The following is a 22,278-nucleotide window of genomic DNA, read 5'->3' as shown; positions in this document are numbered from 1 at the left end:
AAAGGACTATTTGTGTGGCTAGGCAGCGGATCGACTTTGGCAATCAAACATACGTTGGATTTCCAGGCAATAGACAGGTCGCCCCCCCGAAAATTTAGCTCCGTCCTCGTGACAATTATTTATCGATGGGAGGGAGCGCAGCGACAAAATGCGCGGTAAAAGAAAGAGGCTCTATAAAAATACTGTCCGGCGATGCCCCTAATTGGCGAATCCCTTAAAAGAGCGAATCACACACCGTTGCCCTCCTCCGATGTCAGCCACGCTTTCGCAAATGTCGACCGACATAGATGCGTGTCGAGGTGTGCGTACGGACGGTTGTCGCAAGGTCGCATGAGACACTGCGCGTAATCACCTCACCGGATTGCCTTCCAACAAGCGAAGAGCCAACATCACTGTTGACATGGAAAGTCCAGTCCGCGATCAAGCGACCCATGCAGCGAGGTGTGCTCGCAGCAACCGTCCGTCCGATGATGATCAATTCTACGACCGGATAACATTAGTATTCCTCTTCATAGCAATTACAGTTCGCCGCACTCATTTGCGGCGACAAAATCCGCCCCCGCTTTATGTCCGATCTATGGACCAACCCGCTACCGCTACCTTAGCCGGCTACTTAGGCGAACGGCACTGGGTATATAAAGCTCGAACTTTGTCCGCTACCAGACTGACATGTTTTGCGACAAGTCGTGCAAAATCTTGCGCGAGATGAGACTGTCCGGTGTGTTCCGGCGTCACCATCACAAAATCATAAGGGACCGCAGGCAAGAACGGCTTGATCACAAGATCCGCGCTGCGGAAAAATAGCGCGGTGAACGGATCGATCAATGCGATCCCCAGTCCCTGCGACACCAGCGCCGCTGCATGCGCTGACATGGTCGTTTCAATCGATGAACGCACGGCTAGACCGGCGGATACAAACACCTGATCAATCTTGGTTCTCAGCAAACTGTCGGGCCCCAGCGCTATGACTTGTTCTTGCGCCAGCAACGCCGGGGTGATGGTTTCGCGTCTAGCTAGCGCATGCCCGAGCGGCGCTATCCGACCATGGATGACCTCAAAATCGCAGAACCCGGGATCCTAGAGCGATTCAGGACGACGATCGCTGATCTCGAAGCGATGGGCGCGGTCCTCGAGCAGAAGCCACTACCTCGCTCGCTCGAAACATATGCGAGCCTCGGTGCCAACATCACGACCGTGGAGGCTTGGGACCGTTACGGCCCTCTTGTCGATATGGAGAACAGTCTCGTCAACGCGGAAATTGCGAAGCGGATGTCGCGCGGCAAAACGATGAACATCAAGGACTACCTCAGCTACGACGCGCAGCGGCGGCTGTTGCAAACGGAGATCTATCACTACTTCGCAGGTGCGGATGCCATACTGCTTCCCTCCTCGCCGATTACGGCAAAGCCCATAGAAGGAGCGCACGACGCAGCCGCGCCGTTTGGTCTTTTTACCCGTCTCGTTAATCTGATGGACCTCGCTTCCCTGAGCATACCTATGGGAGATGTCGAGGGCCTCCCCACCGCTGTTCAGATTGTTGTTCGTCGCTACGCCGACCCCCTGGCTTTTCAAATCGGACGCGCGCTCGAAGTCCAGCGCGGTGGATTGTTTGCGCCTGCTTCCGGCTACGGCCTCCTGGATGGCCCGGCAGCATAGGCAACATGACGAGCATCTGGTCCGCGCAGTTAGAAATTCCTTGAACTTCACCGAACCGTTGACGGCGATTATTGTGCCGGCTCACGTAACTCAATCTTTATGGAGATTAATGTGGCCGGAGACACCGATCGTAGAGCAATTGTGATGGCAAGCGTGTCGGACCGCGCGGAGCTTCCAGTTGCCATGGTCACAGGAACGAGCCGCGGCATTGGAGCAGCGACGGCACGCTTGCTTGCCCACCGCGGCTATCGACTGGCGTTGATGTCGCGCTCCGGCTGCCAGAATCTTGCTGCCGAGCTCGGTGCATGGAGTTTCGAAGGCTCACTGACAGAAGAGAGCGATGTGAAGAGCTTCGTCGAAGGCATAACTGCCCAATATGGTCGGCTGGACGCGGTAGTAATTAGCACCGGCCGCTACGCGTCCATACTGAACAATCTTGAGATCACTACGGCTTTGTCGATTTGCACGGCAGGCTTCGCTTTCGATCCTGAATTCAAACTTAACTTGTTTGCAATTACCCGCGAGGCCTGGCACGAAGCCCTCGACTTGCTGGTTCTTGGAACGGTAAGCACCGCTAACTTTGCAACGCCCCACCTACTGGCGTCGGGAGGCGGCGCAATCGTCGCGATATCGGTCATGGAGGCCTCCGAGCCAAGGCTCCGGTACCTGCTCGGTCCTGTGCGTTCAGCCCTTCATGGTTTCACGCGTCTTTACTCCGACCGATACGCTGCGTCGGGCACACGCATGAACTGCGTGCTTCCCGGACTGCTGGAGAACGCTGTACTCAATTCTGATATGCAATTGCCACATACAATTCCAATGGGGCGCACGGGGAAACTCGAGGAAATAGCAGAGACCATCGCTTTTCTGGTGTGTCCCGCCTCGTCCTACGTCACGGGCCAGTTGCTTCTAGCCGATGGCGGCTTGAATCGCGGGATAGTCTAGGCGGCCAGCCCCGTGCCCTACGCAGTAATGTAGTTCGATGGTGAAACGCCCACTCTGTTAAATCGACGATATAAAATCCCCTCCGATCCCCCATGAAAATCACGCAAGTTGACATCTATCTGGCCCAAAGCGGCAAACTGCATCCCATCCTTGTTGAAGTAGTAACCGACGAAGGGGTGCGCGGCATCGGCGAAGCGGGCGTCGCATACGGTCGTGGCGCGACAGCCGCCGCCGGCATGTTAAAGGACCTCGCCGCTGATCTGATTGGTCGCGATCCCGCTCGCATCGAAGCGTTTTCCACGCACGTCTATGACCACACCTTCTGGGGCAAAGGTGGTGGCACGATCGTGTTCGCCGCGTTGAGTGCAATCGAGCAGGCCTTATGGGACATCAAAGGCCGCGCCTGCGGTCTTCCGGTCTACGAGATGCTGGGTGGTGCGGTCAACGACCGCGTTCGCTGCTATGCAAATGGTTGGTACGAATCTGCTCAGACGCCCGATGAATTCGCCCGGGCCACTGAACGTCCACTTAACGACGGCTACACCGCGCTCAAGTTCTATCCGCTCGGCCAGATGGTCGGAGCTAACATGCGACATGTGAGCCAACGGGCGATCACGCGCGAACAGGCTGACCTGGCAGTGGCGCGCGTCAAGGCGGTGCGCGACGCGATCGGGCCGCACGTCGATCTGATGCTGGATCTGAGTGGCGGGCTCACCGCGGCAGAAGCCGCGCGACTTTGCAGCCGCTTCGAGCCTTACGATATTCTCTTCGTCGAAGAACCCACTGATCCATCCGACGCCGAAGCAATGGCGTGGGTCGCCGCACGCACGTCGATTCCGTTGGCTGCGGGCGAGCGCAACTACGGCCGTCATCAGATGCGTGCGCTAATCGAAGCGCGAGCAGTCGACATCGTCCAGCCCGATCCGTGCAACACCGGCGGAATAATGGAGACGAAAAAGATTGCTGCAATGGCCGAAGCATTCGGGATGCGTGTTGCTCCACACGTTTGTGGAAGTGCGCTTGCAACCCAGGTCGCGCTTCATATAGGGGTTAATCTGCCGAATGTCTCCATGCTTGAGCTTTACCCTTATTTCCGACTTCACGACGGCGCCATTGACACGATCGTCGATGCACCGGAGCTAAAGGTAAAAGATGGCTACCTGGCGCTGCCCGAGGGCGCAGGTCTTGGCGCCGAACTAAACCGAGCCGTGCTCGCCCCGTTCCTGTGCGACAGCGTCAGCGGATCCGCGCAATGACCGCGCGAGCCTTCCCTAACCGCATGCGAGATGAGCACAAGAACGACTCGCTGCACGCACTGCGTCGGGCGACGCATGCCGCGGGTGACTCGATGCCACGGCCTAAGCTGTGGGAACCATTACTGTCCCGCGGAAATAGTTACGAAGGTGAGCCGCGATCTTCCATTCGAATGATGTGCAACCGCATGGAGAAGTTGGTGACCCAAGCGCGGGCGGGCTAACTAGTGTAGTGCTTCTGAATTAACGGAACCATCGGGTCTTGCCATTGCCATGCTCTTTATACCGACGATGAAGCGAGTCATAAAGACGGCGAGACCGATCGAATTGAGCAGCAAACAACGCATCGAGCTTGAGCGGATGGTGAGATCGCAAACCCTCGAGGTACGAGCAGCGGAAGTTTTCAAGCTAGTTGTCGCCTCGACGCATGAGATTTAAGCTGCTTTTAGCTCCTGGTTACGGGGTTGCGAAACGGCGCTGATTTTGTCGTCGCGATCCGGATTGAGATGGACCACATGAATGCGTTGCCAGTTGCGCGTTTGGCTTTTCCATCGCAGCGGATTATTTTGTCGAGCGCTCTCGTAGAGGGTTGCACGACGATTCAAGATGTCTTGGTCGAGATTTCGGTGACGCTGGGCTGGCGTGACGAAGCGAATCGCGCTGTGGCGATGCTCATGGTTGTACCAGCGCACCAGTTCGGTGACCCAATCGCGCGCGGCGCATAATGTGTCGAACGGTTTGAGCGGATAGGCCGGACGGTATTTCAGCGTTTTGAACAGCGATTCTGAATAAGGATTGTCGTTGCTGACTCCCGGGCGACTCAATGACGGCATGACGCCCAGGGACTGCAAGGTAGCCAGCATCGTGGCGCCCTTCATCGGGCCACCATTGTCGGAATGCAGAATGACTTGATCTGGCTGTATCGCCTCACGCGCGCAGAGATCCTTGAGGACCTCGCTTGCCTGGGCACCGCTCTCCTCGGCATAGACCTGCCAGCCGACGATCATGCGGCTGAACACGTCCATAAATAGATAGAGATAAAAGTACTGCCCGCGAATCGCTGAAGGCAGGTAAGTGATATCCCAGCTGTAAAGCTGGTTCGGCGCATCGGCCATGACAGCGCGTGGCTTGCGGCACGAGCGGGGCGCCCGCTCGCTGCGCCGGTGAGCGAGTTGGTTCTCGTCTCGCAGGACGCGGTAGAAGGTTGATTCCGAGGCAATGTAGCGTTGCTGATCGGCCAGCCGGGGAACGATTTGACTGGGCGGCAGATGCCCGAATTCGGCAGAGTTCGCCACGGCCAGCAGTTCCGCGCGTTCATCAGCAGAAAGCTTATGGGACGGTTCATAGTGTCGCGTCGAGCGCCCATCGAGCGAGTCAGGTTCACCGCACAGCCAACGTTGCACAGTACGCTCGCTCAATCCCAGTATGCTACACGCAGGTGCTTGCCGAGCCCCGGCCGAGGTGGCCTCGCCGATCAAACGGATCACTGTTTTGCGATCTTCAAGGGCGGTCATGACGCCTCGTCCTCGAACAACGCACGATACTTTTTTTGCAGCACCAACAGCGCTGCCGCTTCAGCCAAGGCCTTCTCCTTACGGTTCAATTCGCGCTGAAGTTGCATATTGGCCTGCTTCAGTTCACGGATCTCCTGAGCGCTCTCTTGGCGATGGCCAGCCCTGCCGGCGACGCAAAAATCCGCACCCCACTGCGCAAGATGATGGGCAAACAAACCCCGCTCGCGACACCACGCGTTCAGGGCTTCATCGACCAACCCATGGCTCTCATGCAAAGCCACCAGTCGCTCTTCCGGCGACCAGTCTTCTGGACGTTTTGCGTGTCCGGAGTCCAAGCTCCGACCTGCCGTGGCGCTACCTCTCATCCACTTCCTTAAGGTCAGTGCATTCATGTTCAATTCGTCGGCCACGGATCCGACTGTACGGCTTCCGCGGTTTAGGACCTTCGCAAGCGCCTGCTCTTTAAACTCGGCTGAATACGTTTGTTTCGTCTTCAATCTACCACCTCTGATCTCTTCACTAAGAAAATTCAGAGGCGACAACTATTGTGACGCAGGGGGAGCAGTGCGACGAGCACAGATCGTGCTGTTGGCGGCGGATGGTATGGGCAATCGGGAGATTGCCGCCGCGCTGGGGATCGGGCGAGTCCAAGTGGGGCGCTGGCGTGAACGCTTTGTTCAGGGCGGCGTCGTGGCGATAGAAGATGACCTGCCGCGCAGTGGGCGCAAGCCACGCGTCGATAGAGCTGAGATCGTGCGCCTGACGACGCAGACCACGCCCGAAGCTGCGACACACTGGAGCACGCGCACGCTCGCCAGGAAGGCCGGCGTCAGCGACACCACGGTGCTGCGAATCTGGCGGGCCAACGGCCTCAAACCTCACTTGGTCGAGAGCTTCAAGGTCTCGCGGGATCCGTTGTTCGCCGAGAAGCTCGAGGACATCGTTGGCCTGTACATGTCCCCGCCCGAGCATGCGTTGGTCCTGTGCTGCGACGAGAAGAGCCAGATGCAGGCGCTCGACCGTACTCAGCCCGGACTGCCCTTGAAGAGAGGCCGTGCGGCCACCCAGACTCATGACTACAAGCGTCACGGCACCACGACCCTGTTCGCGGCGCTCAACACCCTCGATGGTTCTGTGATCGCCCGCTGTGATCAGCACCACCGTCACAGCGAATGGCTCGACTTCTTGCGCCAAATTGAGCGTGAGACTCCCAAGGGCAAAGAGCTGCATTTGATCTGCGACAACTATGCCACCCACAAGCACCCGAAGGTCAAGGAGTGGCTCGTGAAACATCCTCGGTTCACCGTGCATTTCACGCCTACCTCCGCATCGTGGCTGAACATGGCGGAGCGTTTCTTTCGCGATATCACTACCGAACGTTTGCGCCGTGGCGTGTTCCGTTGCGTTCCCGATCTCATCCTCGCTATCAAGGAGTACATCGCCGTGCATAACCAGGAACCCAAACCATTCGTGTGGACTGCCAAGGCCAATGACATCTTGCAGAAAGTCATTCGCGCCAACCGTCGCCTTGTTTCCAAGAAAAACGAAGCACTACACTAGTCGGCACTTTCTTTCACAGAGAGTCGCTCAACTTCCCGACATTTAGCTTAAACAGTGATCAGCTATTGTCGACGCGCTCAGCCGTGGGACCTTCCCGACTTCGAGAAGCTCACTCCGGCGGGTTACTCGATCCGGAGCAAGCGGCGGCATGCGGGCATAGCCAGCATTAGCGTGTCGACAAAGCCTTCGCAGCGGCCGCTTTCTTTTCCGCATTTTGGATGTTCTGCGCATAGTCGGGCTGGTTGGCAGAGGGGTTGTAACCGTTCTTTTTTAGCGTGCCTATTTCTGCATCCTTGCGTGCGCGGTTAGCTTTTCGAGCTTCCTTGCGTTGAAATTTTTTGATTTGCTTGGGTGTTGATGCAGCCGTTTCAGCATTTTGCGCCATTGCGACCGGTGGAATCATCCCAACAGCAGTTATCAATAAAGCAGCGGCCACGGCGACGAAACGAGAATGGAACATAACAAAGCTCTCCAGAAGAACGTTAATTATCTATTGTGCGGCTGCCTGGTTCGAGGCTGCCGCGTCTAGATTCGCAACACCATCACGTTTGAGGGGTGAACTCATGTGTATGTGCGTACGGGTCCGACTTGCCTTTGACATGACCAACAATTTGGGACATGCATCGGCATCCGTCCGGCTTGAATATCAGAAACGGTGCACAACGCCCACACCGACGGCAATTTGACTGCGCGACGACGACGGAGTGCTACTGAAGCCATCTCCAAGTGATGACGTCGCGATGATTACCTTGTTGTTGCCCGACAAGGTGTCGCCGCTCGCACGCTGATACGACTGCACTGCATAGAGTCCGGTGCGCTTCGACAAACTGTAGTACTGCGAGAGCGTGAATTGGTGATATTGAGCTGCATTCGAGATGCCATTCGCTAGCGTTGCGCGGGTGTAGCTGTAGCCGCCTGCAAAGTCCCACGATCTCGATGGTCGGAAGTGCAGCACCGCACCCGCCGAGTTAAAGATGGCCGTGCTACGGAACACCGAACCCGTCCCTGGGATGTACTGTACGTTCGAATAGGAAGCCGACACGTCCCAAGCATCCGAGAAGGTGTAGCCTCCAGTTACCGCGAGACGCTGTTGTGCCTGAGCGGTCTGATAGCCATTATTGATCGCCGAGACGGCAGGCTCCGCGCCGCCGTTCGAGGTTGTCGAGGATGCGCCCCACGCTCCGCCGCCCGGCGTCGAGTTGTTGACGCGCTCGAAAGCGGCGCCAATTCCAAACGGCCCATTCGCATATTGAAGGCCTGCGGTCCAGGTCGAACCGGCATTCACGCTGCCTGCTACGCCCCCTAACGCGTAAGACGCACCGAAGGTGAAGCCGCCTATCGTTGGCGATTGATAGACAAGCGAATTGTTGGCACGATAAATGTTGTCGAGAGAATCGATGTCGCCCGGATGCGCGCCGAAATAGCCAGTCAACCAAGTGGTCGGACTCCAAGGCGCAAGGATTGTGTAATAGGCTGTGTACTGGCGACCGGCCGTCAGCGTACCGAAGCGTGAATCGGTCAGGCCCACCCACGACTGGCGCGTGAACAATCCGCCTGTGAACTGCGAGGTTCCGTTCGCGCTGTTAAATCCGGCCTCGAGGGAGAAGATTGCTTTCGTGCCGCCGCCGAGGTCCTCACTGCCCTTCAGGCCGAATCGGCTACCCGCCCATACGCCCGAGGTCATCTTCACAAGAGAACGGCCGCCCGAGGTTGAACCGAGTGAGGTGGCGCTGTTTTGCCACGACAGACCGTTGTCGACGATCCCGTATAGGGTAACACTGCTCTGCGCCTGAGCGGCCACGCACGCACCACCGAGCACGCAAGACGCGATAATTTTCTTTTTCATGGTTCGTTATCTCATTCAATTGACGGAAAGAAGTGCCGCGTCGACACCGCGGTCCATGTCAGGCGAGCACGATCAGTCAACGCACCTGGCAGAAGGCAACGATCGACTGGAAAAACGCTGGCCGCTTATATAGCCGAAGCAAACACCCACAGAGTCAAACAGCGTGACGCTGATTTTTCGTACACGGCTGGCTAACTCCTTTGAAGCTCAAAAATTCTAACGCTGCATTATTTGCTATTAGTTGTCCTATGTACCTAACGTTTTACGAAACCCGTTTTACAACAGTTCTTTCAGCGCGCGAGTAAAATAACGCTGTGAATCCGCATCTGCGTGAAAATACAACCTTTATTATTTTGCAGACCGTGCTTAGTACGTTATGTGTACGTCCAATGGCGACGGGTATCCATTGCCAGATTGATGCACTGTCTTAAAGATATTGCTTGTTCCGCCGTCGGTTTGCACAAAACTCGCACGCCGAGTAATCGATCAATTCATTTGTCTGTTCGACTAGCTCAATGTCTTAACGAAACCTAAGTCGTTACGTCAGAACCGTGACGCAGACTTGGCCGCCCTAAAGCTTCTTAGCCGTTTTCGGGCGAAGCCAAGGATAAAGTTCCTCGCTATTGCAGCTTTGATACGAGGCATTCCAGCACCCATTCGATAAGCTGTTCCTTATTCTTTGCGGCCCGAGCTCCGGTCAACTGTGCGTCCTCGTACAATGTAAAAACCGGCTTTGACCACTTCAGTCCAAGCGCCATCTCTGAAATTGTTCCCATGCCACCACCGATCGCTACCAAACAGATTCCGCTGCGGGCAATTAGTGCATTTCGCATCTCTCCAATGCCTGTTGGGATTGCAACCGTCAGGTACCGGTTCGCCCCCGATAGATCTTCCTCCGGCAGGATTCCCACAGCGATCCCTCCTGACTCTGACGCACCGCGTGCAGCCGCCTCCATGACCCCCCCTCGGCCTCCGCACACGATCGTCACTCCTGCCGAGGCGAGAACGCTAGCGACCTCGTATGCCGCTTCGCACTCCCGAGTACCGCCGTCACCCGGACCAATAATCCCGACCGGCAGCGGACATCTACCTGCTCCATTCTGAATACCGGTCAGCAATTCCAAAGCTTTAATGCCCGCGTTCGAGAGATGCTTGCTCGCGCCGACTTGTGATGACATCGCCTACCCCTAAGACAAGAATACAAATACCCAGCAGCACGAGAGACATCGCTGCCGCTTCTGGAAAGTCACTACCCGAGTCTGACACTTTGGCGAGTAGTAATAGAGGCACAATGTTGAGTTGGGTACCGACCAAGGCCAACGCGGTCCCATAGGTGCCCATTGCTAACGCGGCGACTAAGCAAGCGCTAGAAAGAACCGATGGGACTACCTCGGGGACGACCGTGTCCCAAAATGCTCTAGCGCGAGATGCACCTAAGGTTCGAGCAGCCAGCAACGGCCGATCATCCAGGTTCGCGAATACCGGGTACAGCGAAAGCGCCACCCGGGGAATGAGATAGTACGCGTAGGCAAATCCCAGTCCGCCCACTGAGTAGATCCAACTGCCTACACGCGCCGGATCGGCCCCAAGCCCTGCAAGCAGTTGCGTCACGAGACCCGAACGGCCGAACGCAAGAATAAACCCGTACGCTATTACAAGACCGGAGAAGGCCAAAGGCAGTCCCAATAGCGTCATCATCCATTGCCTCCTGCCTTCAGGCTGCCGCGCGAGTTCAATCGCGATAGCGGTACCGACTAACGCTGACAACGCGCCTGCGATGAGTCCTAGCAAGACCGTATTGCGCACTGCTCCTAGAAAAAGCGGATCTCTGAAAATCCGGCCGAATGCAGAACCGCCATCGCTGAATGCCTCAGGCGCTAGCGCAACAAGCGGCAGCCCGAAGAAGATAAGCATGAATATCCAGGCTGGTAAGCCCCCGAAGCGGTTCATGGCTACTTCCCCAGCACGGCTTGAGCCCAGAGGCTGCTAACCTCCGCGTTTCGCTCCGCCGCCTTTACGACGTCGAGCGGCAGCAGTTGAGGCGCCGGCGGCATCTTTGATTGGACAGTCGGTGGCAAGCGAAGGCCCGGGACTGCCGGGCGGACAAAGCCCTCGGCGAAGAGGCTTTGGCCGGCTTCACTCATGGTGAAGTTCAACCAAAGCTTGGCCGCGTTGGGATTAGGCCCATTCTTAACCAAGCTGATCGCGTACGGCGCGGCAATGCTGGCTTCCTTCGGGATAACGACTTCAGCTGCGTCACCCATCCCGTCGACATATTTGGCCTTGAGTCCATCATTCTCATAGCCGATCCAGATGGGTACTTCGCCTTTGAGGAATTTGGCATAAGGCGTAGTCCCTTCTACGCGCATGACGTTGCCGGCGGATTGGAGGCGCCCGAGATAGTCGGTACCTGGCTTAATGTTTTCTATTGATCCGCCATTTGCGTATGCTGCTGCAAAGACGACGACCTGACCGACCCCAGTGGAACGGGGATCGAGATAGACAATGCTGTTGCGGTATTCAGGCTTGAGAAGGTCGGCCCAGGTTGTGGGAACGTTTTTAACAAGCTTTTTGTTGACTAGAAATGCGACGTTTAGCGTGTGGATAGTGAACCACTTCCCGCTCGCTTCGCGGAACACCGGGGGGAGCTTCTCAAAATTGATGGGCTGGAAAGGAGCAACTACGTCCTTTTTGACGGCGTCCACGCCCGACGCGGCAAAATAGTACGCCGTATCGGCTTGCGGTCTGCGACGGCTCTTTTCGAGGGCAAAGACCGTCGCAGCAGATCCCAGGTCGTTGTACGTGATGTCGACTTCGGGGTAGCGCTTCTTGAAGTCTCGAAAAAGCCCCTTCCAATTGACCCATTCGGGGCCTGTATCGAAAGAGATTACGACGCCTTCTTTTTTCGCGGCCTCGTAGATTGATTTTTCGCCGGGATAGAGTTCGACCCCCTCAAATGAGAACGCGGGCATGGCGACTGCCAGTGGTGCGGCTCCGAGCGCGGCAAGAAGTTGGCGACGTTTCATGGTTGTCTACTTGGAAAATGAGAGTGCGTTTAGTGATCAAGCAACCTGATGTGCTCGGGAGGGAAAGAAATCGATTCCGCAGCGACCGTACGCGCTTCTGCAAGCACAGCTTTTGAAGCGCCCTCGATCATGAAGTCGTACCGCACGACTGAGCCTAAATAGCGCTGTGTCCCTACCTTTCCAAAAAACATGTTTGGTGTGCCGATTGGCGGATCACCAACGACGTGCTCAGGACGGATCATCATAAAAATTGATTTTCCGGACGCCCTGCCCTCCGTTGGCGTGTTGACCGCTGCGAAGCCCAGATCGACCGTTTGCTCGTCTACGACGGTGCCTGGAAATATGGTTGACAGGCCCACAAATTCCGCCACCGCGCTGGTCGCCGGACGTTGATAAATCTCGTGGGGGGTGGCCAGTTGCAACAGCCGACCGTCCTTCATCACTGCAACGCGATCGGCCATCGTTAACGCCTCTTCCTGATCATGGGTCACCATGAGCGTCGTCGCATTGAAGCGCTTCTGCAGCATTCGAATTTGATCACGAAGGAAACCTCGAATGCCGGCATCGAGAGCCGCCAGCGGCTCGTCGAGCAAGAGCGCTTTAGGGTTGATTGCGAGCGCTCGGGCCACAGCCACACGTTGCTGTTGACCACCGGACAGCTTGGATACCGATTTCGTTGAAAAGTCGCTCAAGCCGACGAGCTCCAGCAGTTCTTGCGCTCTTTCAATCCGCTTGTTTTTAGAAACCTTCCTTAGCTTCAGCCCGTAAGCTACGTTCTCCGCGACGGTTAAATGCGGAAAGAGCGAGTAGTTTTGAAACACCATGCCTATGTTACGCATGTGAACCGGTTTTTTTGATAGGTCGTCACCGTCGAGCAGAATTGAGCCGTCGTTTCCACTTTCCAGACCAGAGACGAGTTTAAGGAGGGTCGACTTACCCGATCCGCTTGGACCAATTACTGCGACTAATTCGCCCGTTTGAATGTCGATGTTGACATCCGACAGACCCTGATTCGTTCCGGGGTAACGGTAGCTGACGTTTTTCAGTACAAGACTCATGCTCTTCTCATGACGGTGGACGACACCAGGGCAGATGCGCTGGCCAGCAGAAGCAAAATTACGGTTGCTGCGCAGGCAAATCCAGTTGCGCCATAGAACGCTTGGAGCAGGACAACGGGATAGGTGCGGTTCTGGAAACTGGTAAGCAGATTTGAAATTCCGAATTCGCCGACGGAGATCGCCGCCACCATGACCAATCCACTCATCAGGCTCTGTCGAAGGTTTGGCACGACGATGCCAAAAAAGGATTGGGTTGGGCGCGCACCCAAGGTAGCGGCTGCACGCTCATATCGCCCCAGATCAAGATGCCGCAGGTCAGCAAGAAGCGTGTTGGTCAGGTAAGGCAGTGTGTGTACTGCATGCGCTGCAATGAGCAACCAAAGTGTGCCAAGCCATGGCATGGCGTCGGTGTTAAAAACTATGATGTAACCGAATCCCAATGTGATCGTGGGTACAGCGACCGGCATTGCACTGACGACTTTCGCGGCCAGGCTTCCACGGCGGCCTGCGCCGTTATACAAGCTGTATGCGAGAGGAACCGCCAAGATGGCATTGATGACGCAAGTCGATAAGGCAACAATCAAGCTTGTGGTGAATGCCTTTCGAAAAGATGAGTCTTGCCAAAGGTCTGCGTACCAGTGACCGGTGAGCCCGGTTGGAAGGATAGTATTAGTCCAAGAGGATCCCCCGCTACCTAGAACAAGCAGCAAGATCGGGAGGACCAGATAAATACCGTATGCGACGGTAATGCCACGAATCACGGTGTTGTCTCCATCGGGCGTAGCCCTTTATTTGGCAGCTCTGCGGCTACCGGATCACGTTTTTCTTAATTTACCGTCGACAGTCCCACCCGACTAGTGAATATTGGGATGCAACACTTGAGCAAACGGAAACAATAACGGCATACTAATGTCATGAAACGAACCTGCCCCACTATCCAAGAGCTCCTCGCGTTCGACGCAGTGGCCCGCTACGAAAGCCTCACACGAGCAGCAATTTCTCTTTGTGTGTCGGCCAGCGCGGTGAGCAAGCAAATTTCTGCGTTGGAGAGTTACTTGGGTCGCCCGCTGATGCAAAAGCACGGTCGGGGGATTCAACTGACAACGGCGGGACGTGAATATTTGGCAAGGGTTTCCCCCAGTCTTCGTGCGTTGGAGACTGCGACCTTCGAATTTCGTGCAGGTCGTAACGGAGCCGGCGTCATATCCTTAGCGAGTGTTCCCACCTTCCTTACTAAATGGCTCATCCCAAGGCTCAATGAATTCACGCGGCTTCACGCTAACGTCACATTCAGCTTCAGCCAGCATCTCGGCGAATCGGATTCTCTCCCATTAGATATGGATGCAGCGATTCGGTACGGATCTGGCGATTGGCCAAGGGTTCAGTCTGACTACATTGCTGGAAAAGAATTTGTTTGCGTATACTCGCCCTCGATTCCTGTGAAGGGCCGATTGCTGCGGAGTGCGAACGATGTGGCCGGAGAAACGTTGTTGCACCACGAGCAAGCGCCGCTTGCATGGCGCCAGTGGGCACACGTTCATTCGATCGACGAAACGCTGACCTTAGCTGGCCCTCGATTTGCCCAGTACTCAGCCATAATCCAAGCGGCGGTCAGTGGACTAGGCATGGCTTTAGTCCCCAAAATTCTGGTCGAGGAAGAGCTGACTAATCGCATTCTCTTGACGCTCGGACAACTGCTGGAACTTGATCACGGCCATTACCTCTGCTTCGAAAGCGCACGTCTGGACCGCCCTGCCTTCGCAGTATTCCGCGCATGGATTCTTGCGCAGGGGCAGATGCCGAGCAGCGGTCCGTTGTGACATTTCCTCGATAGCTTACAAGCGGGCGTTCGAGATTTCGTCCCGCGCTTGATTCGTGCAAGCGCGGCTTGCATGGAACTTGAACGTTGATTCTGATTGCGGATGGCGCGCCTTCAGGCGGACCACGGCCAAGGAAACTACGGGATACCGCCCCAAACCGAGTTTGACCTCCCGGCCATCTTGCTTATGATCCTATGTGGCAGGAGATCTGCCGACGGACTGATCGATAAAATCATTCACTCGAACCCTGCTACGAGGAGAGCATCATGCGCACGGATCGGACGTTTACGACGGGTGGTGAGGAACCGGTGCTGGCGGTGTCACTCGAGCTTGCTGCCGCGAAATGGAAGGTCGCGCTGCACGACGGCCGGCGCGAGCAGCCGGCCGTCCACACGGTCGCGCAGCCCCAGGCCGCGCCCGGCTGCAGGCGGTGCTGGACCTGATCGAGGCGCACCGGGACAGGTGGTCGCTGCCGGCGGGCGTGCGGACCGTCGTCAGCTACGAGGCCGGCCAGGACGCGTTCTGGATCTGTCGCGCGCTGCAGGCGCGCGGCATCGAGTGCTACGTCGTCGATCCGGCGAGCATTCCGGTCGAACGCCACCGGCGGCGCGCGAAGACCGACCGGCTCGATGTCATCAAACTGGTCACCAACCTGCGCGCGTGGCTGCGCGGCGAGCGCGACCGTGCTATCTCGGCGCCGCTTCTTACGCTACATCCGGAATGGGTGAAGACATTCAGGTTCGTGCTATCAAACGGGAGTGAGCACCGTTCAATCAGAGATGAAATCGCTCACTACTCGTTCGTGTCTGCCGGGTCTATAAATTTGAGTGGTTCCGGGTTCATGCTTGCGGGCGGCGGGGAAGGCCTGGAGCCATTCTCAGGAAGGTCACTTTCCGATGCACTTAAGACAAGGGTCGATCAACTGACCAAGTGTCTTTCAGATGCCATTTACACATTCACTGACTCCCTCCGGGCCTACCCCACTCCCGGATAGGAAGTCGTTCTCAGATCGAGCACAAACTCACGCAGAGCCGACGCGCCAGCGTTGCTGTGAAACCGCCGCCCCGGTACGCTGCAGGTCGGCGCCGTTGAACAGCGAAGGATTTTGATCGGTGTTCCTCTGTGACGCTCAATTCACCGAAAGCATCGATGCCTTGACCGGCCGCTGCGACGGTACGGACGCTTTAATTCTTCACCAACCTTTTAGCTGTGCAATCGGCATTTCACAGGAACGGATGATCGGCCGCGTTGGGGTCACCCAGATAGTAAGCCTTTTTGGTGGTGTATCAATAGCACTACTACCGTGCGCTTCTGAAGCTAACTTGCTTTCGGGAATTGTGTTCGAACAATCCTTGCGCCACGCTCCAATGTATCTAGATGGTCGGCCCAAGCCTGCATCATCGTTCTCCGCACTGGAAGGTATTCGGCAAAGTTATAAGCACTCCGCACTTCGTCACGCTCACCGTGGGAAAGCTGGCGCTCAATAGCATCGGAGGGCCACCCCAGCTCATTCAACAAAGTTGAGGCGGTACTTCGGAATCCGTGGCCGGTCATCTCCTCACGTGTGTATCCAAGTCGACGGAGAGCCGCGTTCACAGTGTTTTCGCTCATCGGTCGCGAGCTCGTTCGGATGCTGGGGAATAGGTAACGCCCGTGTCCTGTCGCCACATGCAGGTCATTCAGAACAGCAAGCGCCTGCGTGGAAAGCGGAACGATATGTTGTTCCTTCATCTTCATCCGAGATGCTGGAATCCTCCATTCAGCTTGTTCACGGTCAAATTCTAACCATTCGGCCTTCCTCAATTCGCCCGGTCGAACAAACGTCAAAATGCCGAGTAGTAAGGCACATTTCGTCTCAAATGCTCCTAGGTAATCCCGCATTGCACGCATCAGCTCTCCGACCGCTTTGGGATCTTGGATCGATGCGTAGTGCTGCTTCTGGACAGGCTTGAGCGCGTCGCGCAGATCGGTCGTCGGGTCTCTTGGCGCTCGACCAGTGACTACCGCGTACCTGAAAACCTGCCCACATTTCTGCAGCACTCGCCGGGTGAGATCATTGGCTCCCCGCTGTTCGATCCGCCGTAGAACTGTCAGTAGCTCAAGCGGCGTAATCTCGGCTATGGGCCTACCGCCAAGCAGCGGAAAAATGTCGCTCTCAAGCCGACGAAGAACGAGGTTAGCGTATTCGCTTTCCCATTTCGCTTTTGTTAGCTCAAACCACTCGCGCGCTATGACTTCGAAGCTGTTGCACGCTCGTGCCGTCGCTGCAGCCTTAGATGCTTTCCTAGCCTCTCCAGGATCGTGACCCGCCGCGAGCTGTCTGCGCGCGTCATCGCGGCTTTCACGAGCATCCTTGAGTGAGACGTCAGGATAAGCGCCGAATGCCATCAGTTTCTCTTTGCCCGCAAAGCGGTACTTCAGTCGCCAAAGACGCGAGCCGTTTGGATTCAGCAATAGAAAGAGGCCACCACCGTCGGATAGTTTCACGGGCTTAGGGCCGGCCTTCGCATTGCGAATTGAAGCGTCAGAAAGAGCCATTGGGGGTATCGCATAGCGTTGATTGCGGGATACCCCCAAAACTACCCCCAGAATCCTGGGATGTCAACGGGACGACATGGAGCATCTGGGAAGTCGGACATCCCTGTGAAGCCCGTCCTGCAAGGGTTTGAGAGCCTGAGTAGAACGTCTGGGATCTCGCTGGAACAGCGGATGGTGGGCCGGGTGGGATTCGAACCCACTATCGGTCGATTATGAGTCGACAGCTTATACCAATTAAGCTTCCGGCCCTTTGTGCAGCGGAACGCAGATCAACACTGCCGTGATCACGAACTTCGTTCGTAACACACTCGCGAAGGTCTGCGAGTTTGCCTTGAAACGAGCCATAAAACAAGCGGGGCGGCCCAACCTGGACCGCCCCGCTCGGGTGCTTCATTCACGCCTCGACCATCAATTCCCTTCCAGGAACGACTTCAGCTTGTCCGAACGGCTTGGATGACGAAGCTTGCGCAGCGCCTTCGCCTCGATCTGGCGAATCCGTTCGCGGGTGACATCGAACTGCTTGCCGACTTCTTCAAGCGTATGGTCCGTACTCATCTCGATACCAAAACGCATGCGCAGCACCTTCGCTTCGCGCGGCGTCAACGAATCGAGCACGTCCTTCACGACGTCGCGCATGCTGGCGTGCAGCGCAGCATCCGCCGGGGCGACCGTATTCGTGTCTTCGATAAAGTCACCCAGATGCGAGTCGTCGTCGTCCCCGATCGGCGTTTCCATGGAGATCGGCTCCTTCGCGATCTTCATGATCTTGCGGATCTTGTCTTCCGGCATTTCCATCTTCTCGGCGAGCGTTGCCGGATCCGGCTCAAGACCGGTTTCCTGCAGGATCTGCCGCGAAATACGGTTCATCTTGTTGATCGTTTCGATCATGTGAACCGGAATCCGGATGGTGCGCGCCTGGTCGGCAATCGACCGCGTGATGGCCTGGCGAATCCACCATGTGGCGTAAGTCGAGAATTTATAACCACGACGGTATTCGAACTTGTCCACCGCCTTCATCAGGCCGATGTTGCCTTCCTGGATCAGGTCAAGAAACTGCAGCCCGCGGTTCGTGTATTTCTTGGCAATCGAGATTACGAGACGCAAGTTCGCTTCCGTCATTTCGCGCTTGGCCTGACGCGCCTTCAGTTCGCCGGCCGCCATCTGACGGTTGGTTTCCTTCAGGTCCTTCAACGGCAACACGACCCGCGCCTGCAAGTCGAGCAGACGTTGCTGCTGTTCGCGAATCGCGGGAACGTTACGCGCCAGGATGACGCTGTAGCCGTGATTCTCAGCAACGACTTTCTCCGACCATTCGAGATCCGTCTCGCTACCCGGAAAACGCGCGATGAACTCGGCCCGCGGCATGCCGCATTTATCGACAACGGTATGCAGGATCTGACGTTCCACCTGACGTACTTCGTCCACTTGCGCGCGCAGCGTGTCGCACAGGCGCTCAACGGTACGTGCGGTAAAGCGGATGGTCATCAGCTCGCTCTGAATGGCTTCCTGCGCCTTCAGATAAGCCTTCGACTTGTAGCCTTCCTTCTCGTAAGCGCGGCGCATCTTGTCGAACCACTCGCTGATGAGCGAGAATTTTTCGAGCGATGCACGCTTGAGCGCTTCCAGTTGCGCGGCGTTGGCGTTGGCCTGAGCGGTGGTTTCGTCGACTTCTTCCTCGTCTTCGCTGCTTTCGTCGGCTTCCTCTTCGTCCTCGCTTTCAATGGCTTCCGCTTCCTGCTCGGAAAAACCATCGGCGTCGGCGGCGTTCGGGTCGATCAGACCGTCCACCAGTTCGTCAACGCGCGTTTCTTCGTTCTGCACGCGCTCGGCCATCGCGAGGATGTCCGCGATGGTCGTCGGGCACGCCGAAATGGCCATCACCATGTGCTTGAGGCCATCTTCAATGCGCTTCGCGATCTCGATTTCGCCTTCGCGCGTGAGCAGCTCGACTGTGCCCATTTCGCGCATGTACATGCGCACCGGATCGGTCGTACGGCCAAATTCGGAATCGACAGTGGACAGTGCGACTTCAGCCTCTTCCTCGACCTCGTCATCCGACGATGCGGCCGGCGCGTTGTCGTTGAGCAGCAGCGTTTCAGCGTCCGGCGCCTGTTCGTAGACCGCTACGCCCATGTCGTTGAACGTGCTGATGATCCCTTCGATTGCTTCCGTTTCCGTGAAGTTGTCGGGCAGGTGATCGTTGATTTCCGCGTAGGTCAGGAAGCCGCGTTCCTTGCCGAGCTTGATCAGCGCGCGCAGTTTCGCACGGCGCTCCTCGAGCTCTTCAACCGTACCGGGCGCGCTGGAGGCGAACGCGTCCTTCAACAGCGCTTTTTCCTTGGCACGCCGGTCGCGCGCCTTGACCTTCTCGACCTTGACCGGAGGCGCGGCTACGGCATCCGCTGCGGGCACCGCAGGATCGGCCTGGACGTTTTGCGCGTTTTGCGTTGCGTCGTCATCGACGGGTACTTCGTTCAGCTTTTTCGTCATGGAGTTCGCCGTACCGGCATTAGTCTCGACTCGCGGCTGCTGGACGACAGCCGATGGAACCGTGGATACTGAATGTGTGCGCGCTGCCTCGTCCTGCGTCGACACGACTTTCCGGGCATTACGCCGTCCGGGGTCCTGCGCCGGACCTCGCTTCACGACGCGCATGCGAGCCTGCTTCGACTCCTGCTTCGTGACGCGTTTCCGGCCCGCATTAGCAGCCGCTTCCGTTGCACTCGCTTGCTTGCCGGCCGAACTTCCGGCCTTCTCCGCTTCGCCCGCCGCATCCGACTGGCCGGAAATGCTGCCGGCCCGACTTGTCGACTGACCCAGCGTTTTTTTGCCTGGCGGCCTGACGGCTTTCGCCGCTCTGGCCGGCCCTGCACTCACTGCCGATGCAACCGAGCCTTGCTTCCTGGTGCTCAATTCAGTGCCCGGTTGACTGCCTGACTGACTACTTGAAGCAGACAAACCGGAAGGTGACTTGACGGCTGACGCGCGATGTCTGGACGCTCCGGAGGAAGAAACTGACCGGCTTTGGGCCACTGCCCGTTTCGACTCGTTAGAGCCGCGTGCCGTTGTTTTCTTCCCGCTAGCAGTCTTAACCATGCGTGCCTCACCTCTTTTTCGCAAATGAGCACAAAAGTCAAAAAAACAACTTGCTGAAAACCTTTAATTGTAGCATGCGCTATTTACACCTCCCGACTTACCCCGCGTGCAGCCTTGATTTGAGCAGCTTTAACCGATAACTCCGAGAATTCGGCAATTTCTTCTACGGTCAGGCTGGCCTGCTGCGCCAGTTGATCCAGCCGATTCCTATAGCTGTCATGCCGGAGTTTGACAACGGTTGCCTGCAGTTCCTCTGCCAAAAGCTTTTTCTGCTCCTGCACACGCTCGTTGGCAGACTCGTCAGCGGGGTCCCGCATCAGCAGGTCACGTACATTTTCATCATAGGCGAGAATTTCCTGGAAGATATCCTCGTAAGTCGGGGCGTTCGCGGCGTTGCGCAACAGATCCGACAACATCTGGAACTCCGCGGTCTCGCCCAGCTCCCGCGCATGTCCGATCACTTCGCTGAATAATTCGCCGTGTTCGGTCATGGTCACGAGCGACTGCTCGCTTTCGTGATCGAGCGTTTTATAAATCGATGGATACATCACCAGATTGCGCAACGCACGTTGTTCATGCCCTTTGACGCGACGCCGCTCGCTCTTCGGCAACGCGGCCCGGGCAACTGCCGCGGCGCGCGAATCGATGTCGCACAGTGCCGCAATTTCACCAAACGGCGTATTCAGCCGATCGGCCAGCATGTGCAGGATCTGCACGCGCAGCGCGTTGGGTGGAAGCGCCTGCAGCAGCGGTTTGGCATCGAACAGCGCCTTCGCGCGGCCTTCCGGCTGGTCGAGCTCCTTGTCGTTCAAAATCTCGTTGAGCAGGAATTGCGACAGCGGCATGGCGCGATCGACCTGTTCACCAAAACCGTCCGTACCGAACTCGCGCACGTAGCTGTCCGGATCGTGCTCTTTTGGCAGGAACAGGAAGCGGATGGTGCGGTTGTCGGCGGCGTGCGGCAAACATGCTTCGAGCGCGCGACGCGCGGCGCGACGGCCAGCGGAATCGCCATCGAAGCTGAACACGACCGTTTCAGTCTGACGAAACAGCTTTTGAACGTGGACCGGCGTGCAGGCCGTCCCGAGCGTGGCGACCGCATTCGCAAACCCGAGTTGCGCGAGCGCCACCACGTCCATATACCCTTCGACGACCAGTGCGTAGCCAAGTTCGCGGATGGCCAGACGTGCTTCAAACAAACCGTACAACTCGCTGCCCTTGCTGAACAGCGGCGTTTCCGGCGAGTTCAAGTACTTGGGTTCGCCACCGTCGAGCACGCGTCCCCCAAAACCGATCACGTTTCCCTTCACATTGCGGATGGGAAACATCACGCGTTCGCGGAAGCGGTCGTACCGGCGGGACTGGCCCTGGTTGTCGCTTTTTTCGCTGACGATGATCAGGCCCGCGTCCACCAGGTTGTCGTTCTTGTAATCGGGAAACGCGCTTTCCAGGTTCTGCCAGCCGTCCGGCGCGTAACCCAGCCCGAACCGCAATGCGATTTCGCCGGTGAGACCGCGTTTTTTCAGATATTCGATGGCGTTAGGCGCCCCGCGCAATTGCTTCCTGTAGAAGTCACAGGCGGTTTGCATCACTTCCGTCAACGCGACGCTGACCGCCTTGCTTGGCGCGGGCGAATAGCCTTCGCCCGATCCGCCCGAAAGCCGCGAGGGTTCCTGCGGAACCGTCAAGCCGACTGATTGGGCGAGTTCCTGTACGGCTTCCGGAAAGGTCAGCGCCGTGTGCTCCATGAGAAAGCTGATGGCCGTGCCGTGCGCGCCGCAGCCGAAGCAGTGATAGAACTGCTTGGTCGGGCTGACCGTGAACGAGGGACTTTTCTCGTTATGGAACGGGCACAGGCCCATGAAGTTCGCGCCGCCCTTCTTCAACTGGACGAACTTGCCCACCACGTCGACGATATCGACGCGGTTCAGCAAGTCCTGAAGAAACGAATGCGGAATCACTTAGT

At 57.0% G+C, this 22,278-nt stretch carries 17 protein-coding genes, 1 tRNA gene and 2 pseudogenes; 6 read left to right on the top strand and 14 right to left on the bottom strand.

The window, feature by feature from the left end:
* Window positions 1–609 precede the first annotated feature (609 nt).
* Window positions 610–987 carry a LysR substrate-binding domain-containing protein gene (locus AXG89_RS20640; RefSeq protein WP_062172182.1) on the bottom strand — a complete coding sequence of 126 codons (378 nt, stop codon included), beginning with the start codon at window positions 985–987 and terminating at the stop codon, window positions 610–612.
* 57 nt (window positions 988–1,044) lie between these two features.
* Between AXG89_RS20640 and AXG89_RS20635 the strand changes: the two genes are divergently transcribed.
* The 3 genes from AXG89_RS20635 to AXG89_RS20625 all read left to right on the top strand — a co-directional run bounded on the left by AXG89_RS20635 (window position 1,045) and on the right by AXG89_RS20625 (window position 3,857).
* The gene (locus tag AXG89_RS20635) at window positions 1,045–1,656 is read left to right on the top strand and encodes an amidase family protein (protein ID WP_062172179.1); all 612 of its coding nucleotides are present in this window, start codon (window positions 1,045–1,047) and stop codon (window positions 1,654–1,656) included.
* A gap of 111 nt (window positions 1,657–1,767) precedes the next feature.
* The gene (locus tag AXG89_RS20630) at window positions 1,768–2,601 is read left to right on the top strand and encodes an SDR family oxidoreductase (RefSeq protein WP_162916088.1); all 834 of its coding nucleotides are present in this window, start codon (window positions 1,768–1,770) and stop codon (window positions 2,599–2,601) included.
* A gap of 92 nt (window positions 2,602–2,693) precedes the next feature.
* A complete protein-coding gene (locus AXG89_RS20625; RefSeq protein WP_062172175.1) occupies window positions 2,694–3,857 on the top strand; it encodes a mandelate racemase/muconate lactonizing enzyme family protein in 1,164 nt (387 codons plus the stop codon).
* A gap of 431 nt (window positions 3,858–4,288) precedes the next feature.
* Here AXG89_RS20625 and AXG89_RS20620 read toward each other — a convergent pair whose 3' ends face one another.
* Together AXG89_RS20620 and AXG89_RS44665 are read right to left on the bottom strand one after the other, a co-directional pair.
* Window positions 4,289–5,368: an IS3 family transposase gene (locus tag AXG89_RS20620; protein ID WP_062172173.1), complete on the bottom strand. Its 1,080-nt coding sequence runs from the start codon at window positions 5,366–5,368 to the stop codon at window positions 4,289–4,291.
* A complete protein-coding gene (locus AXG89_RS44665; protein ID WP_062172171.1) occupies window positions 5,365–5,865 on the bottom strand; it encodes a transposase in 501 nt (166 codons plus the stop codon). The genes AXG89_RS20620 and AXG89_RS44665 overlap by 4 nt, the downstream gene beginning before the upstream one ends.
* A gap of 73 nt (window positions 5,866–5,938) precedes the next feature.
* Here AXG89_RS44665 and AXG89_RS20615 point away from each other — a divergent pair.
* Window positions 5,939–6,928 (top strand): annotated as a pseudogene (locus tag AXG89_RS20615) (IS630 family transposase); the annotation flags it as partial.
* Between the two features lie 166 nt (window positions 6,929–7,094).
* Here AXG89_RS20615 and AXG89_RS20610 read toward each other — a convergent pair.
* From AXG89_RS20610 to AXG89_RS20580, 7 genes are all read right to left on the bottom strand, one after another.
* Window positions 7,095–7,388 carry a hypothetical protein gene (locus AXG89_RS20610; RefSeq protein ID WP_062172169.1) on the bottom strand — a complete coding sequence of 98 codons (294 nt, stop codon included), beginning with the start codon at window positions 7,386–7,388 and terminating at the stop codon, window positions 7,095–7,097.
* 186 nt (window positions 7,389–7,574) lie between these two features.
* Window positions 7,575–8,774: a porin gene (locus AXG89_RS20605; RefSeq protein ID WP_062172167.1), complete on the bottom strand. Its 1,200-nt coding sequence runs from the start codon at window positions 8,772–8,774 to the stop codon at window positions 7,575–7,577.
* Window positions 8,775–9,394: 620 nt separating this feature from the next.
* Window positions 9,395–9,952: a TIGR00725 family protein gene (locus AXG89_RS20600; protein WP_062172166.1), complete on the bottom strand. Its 558-nt coding sequence runs from the start codon at window positions 9,950–9,952 to the stop codon at window positions 9,395–9,397.
* Complete coding sequence (locus tag AXG89_RS20595) at window positions 9,903–10,724, bottom strand: ABC transporter permease (RefSeq protein ID WP_062172164.1); 822 nt, start codon at window positions 10,722–10,724, stop codon at window positions 9,903–9,905. Before AXG89_RS20595 ends, AXG89_RS20600 begins: the two co-directional genes overlap by 50 nt.
* A 2-nt stretch (window positions 10,725–10,726) precedes the next feature.
* Complete coding sequence (locus AXG89_RS20590; RefSeq protein ID WP_062172162.1) at window positions 10,727–11,800, bottom strand: extracellular solute-binding protein; 1,074 nt, start codon at window positions 11,798–11,800, stop codon at window positions 10,727–10,729.
* Between the two features lie 29 nt (window positions 11,801–11,829).
* The gene (locus AXG89_RS20585; protein WP_062172160.1) at window positions 11,830–12,858 is read right to left on the bottom strand and encodes an ABC transporter ATP-binding protein; all 1,029 of its coding nucleotides are present in this window, start codon (window positions 12,856–12,858) and stop codon (window positions 11,830–11,832) included.
* Complete coding sequence (locus AXG89_RS20580; RefSeq protein ID WP_062172158.1) at window positions 12,855–13,619, bottom strand: ABC transporter permease; 765 nt, start codon at window positions 13,617–13,619, stop codon at window positions 12,855–12,857. The genes AXG89_RS20585 and AXG89_RS20580 overlap by 4 nt, the downstream gene beginning before the upstream one ends.
* A 153-nt stretch (window positions 13,620–13,772) precedes the next feature.
* On the opposite strand from AXG89_RS20580, the gene AXG89_RS20575 reads away from it, so the two are divergent.
* The gene (locus AXG89_RS20575; RefSeq protein ID WP_062172156.1) at window positions 13,773–14,678 is read left to right on the top strand and encodes a LysR substrate-binding domain-containing protein; all 906 of its coding nucleotides are present in this window, start codon (window positions 13,773–13,775) and stop codon (window positions 14,676–14,678) included.
* A 266-nt stretch (window positions 14,679–14,944) separates the two neighbouring features.
* A pseudogene (locus tag AXG89_RS44660) lies at window positions 14,945–15,363 on the top strand (IS110 family transposase); the annotation flags it as partial.
* Window positions 15,364–15,995: 632 nt separating this feature from the next.
* Here the strand turns inward: AXG89_RS44660 and AXG89_RS20565 are convergent.
* The 4 genes from AXG89_RS20565 to dnaG form a co-directional block, all read right to left on the bottom strand.
* Window positions 15,996–17,216 carry a tyrosine-type recombinase/integrase gene (locus AXG89_RS20565; RefSeq protein WP_062172154.1) on the bottom strand — a complete coding sequence of 407 codons (1,221 nt, stop codon included), beginning with the start codon at window positions 17,214–17,216 and terminating at the stop codon, window positions 15,996–15,998.
* 172 nt (window positions 17,217–17,388) lie between these two features.
* Window positions 17,389–17,465, bottom strand: a tRNA-Ile gene (locus AXG89_RS20560).
* 159 nt (window positions 17,466–17,624) lie between these two features.
* The gene (rpoD, locus tag AXG89_RS20555; RefSeq protein WP_119024683.1) at window positions 17,625–19,871 is read right to left on the bottom strand and encodes an RNA polymerase sigma factor RpoD; all 2,247 of its coding nucleotides are present in this window, start codon (window positions 19,869–19,871) and stop codon (window positions 17,625–17,627) included.
* Between the two features lie 524 nt (window positions 19,872–20,395).
* Window positions 20,396–22,273 (bottom strand): DNA primase, encoded by a 1,878-nt coding sequence (gene dnaG, locus AXG89_RS20550; protein WP_062172152.1) that lies wholly within the window; start codon window positions 22,271–22,273, stop codon window positions 20,396–20,398.
* Window positions 22,274–22,278: the final 5 nt, after the last annotated feature.

This window comes from Burkholderia sp. PAMC 26561 (assembly GCF_001557535.2).
GTDB lineage: Bacteria > Pseudomonadota > Gammaproteobacteria > Burkholderiales > Burkholderiaceae > Caballeronia.
This window is presented reverse-complemented; position numbering and strand designations above follow the sequence as displayed.

Coding starts and splice junctions, on each gene's coding strand:
- AXG89_RS20635 (WP_062172179.1), top strand. CDS start 1,045: ATGGATGACCTCAAAATCGCAGAACCCGGGATCCTAGAGCGATTCAGG.
- rpoD (WP_119024683.1), bottom strand. CDS start 19,871: ATGCGCGTCGTGAAGCGAGGTCCGGCGCAGGACCCCGGACGGCGTAAT.
- AXG89_RS20600 (WP_062172166.1), bottom strand. CDS start 9,952: ATGTCATCACAAGTCGGCGCGAGCAAGCATCTCTCGAACGCGGGCATT.
- AXG89_RS20590 (WP_062172162.1), bottom strand. CDS start 11,800: ATGAAACGTCGCCAACTTCTTGCCGCGCTCGGAGCCGCACCACTGGCA.
- AXG89_RS20585 (WP_062172160.1), bottom strand. CDS start 12,858: ATGAGTCTTGTACTGAAAAACGTCAGCTACCGTTACCCCGGAACGAAT.
- AXG89_RS20565 (WP_062172154.1), bottom strand. CDS start 17,216: ATGGCTCTTTCTGACGCTTCAATTCGCAATGCGAAGGCCGGCCCTAAG.
- AXG89_RS20605 (WP_062172167.1), bottom strand. CDS start 8,774: ATGAAAAAGAAAATTATCGCGTCTTGCGTGCTCGGTGGTGCGTGCGTG.
- AXG89_RS20625 (WP_062172175.1), top strand. CDS start 2,694: ATGAAAATCACGCAAGTTGACATCTATCTGGCCCAAAGCGGCAAACTG.
- AXG89_RS20575 (WP_062172156.1), top strand. CDS start 13,773: ATGAAACGAACCTGCCCCACTATCCAAGAGCTCCTCGCGTTCGACGCA.
- AXG89_RS20595 (WP_062172164.1), bottom strand. CDS start 10,724: ATGAACCGCTTCGGGGGCTTACCAGCCTGGATATTCATGCTTATCTTC.
- AXG89_RS20620 (WP_062172173.1), bottom strand. CDS start 5,368: ATGACCGCCCTTGAAGATCGCAAAACAGTGATCCGTTTGATCGGCGAG.
- AXG89_RS20610 (WP_062172169.1), bottom strand. CDS start 7,388: ATGTTCCATTCTCGTTTCGTCGCCGTGGCCGCTGCTTTATTGATAACT.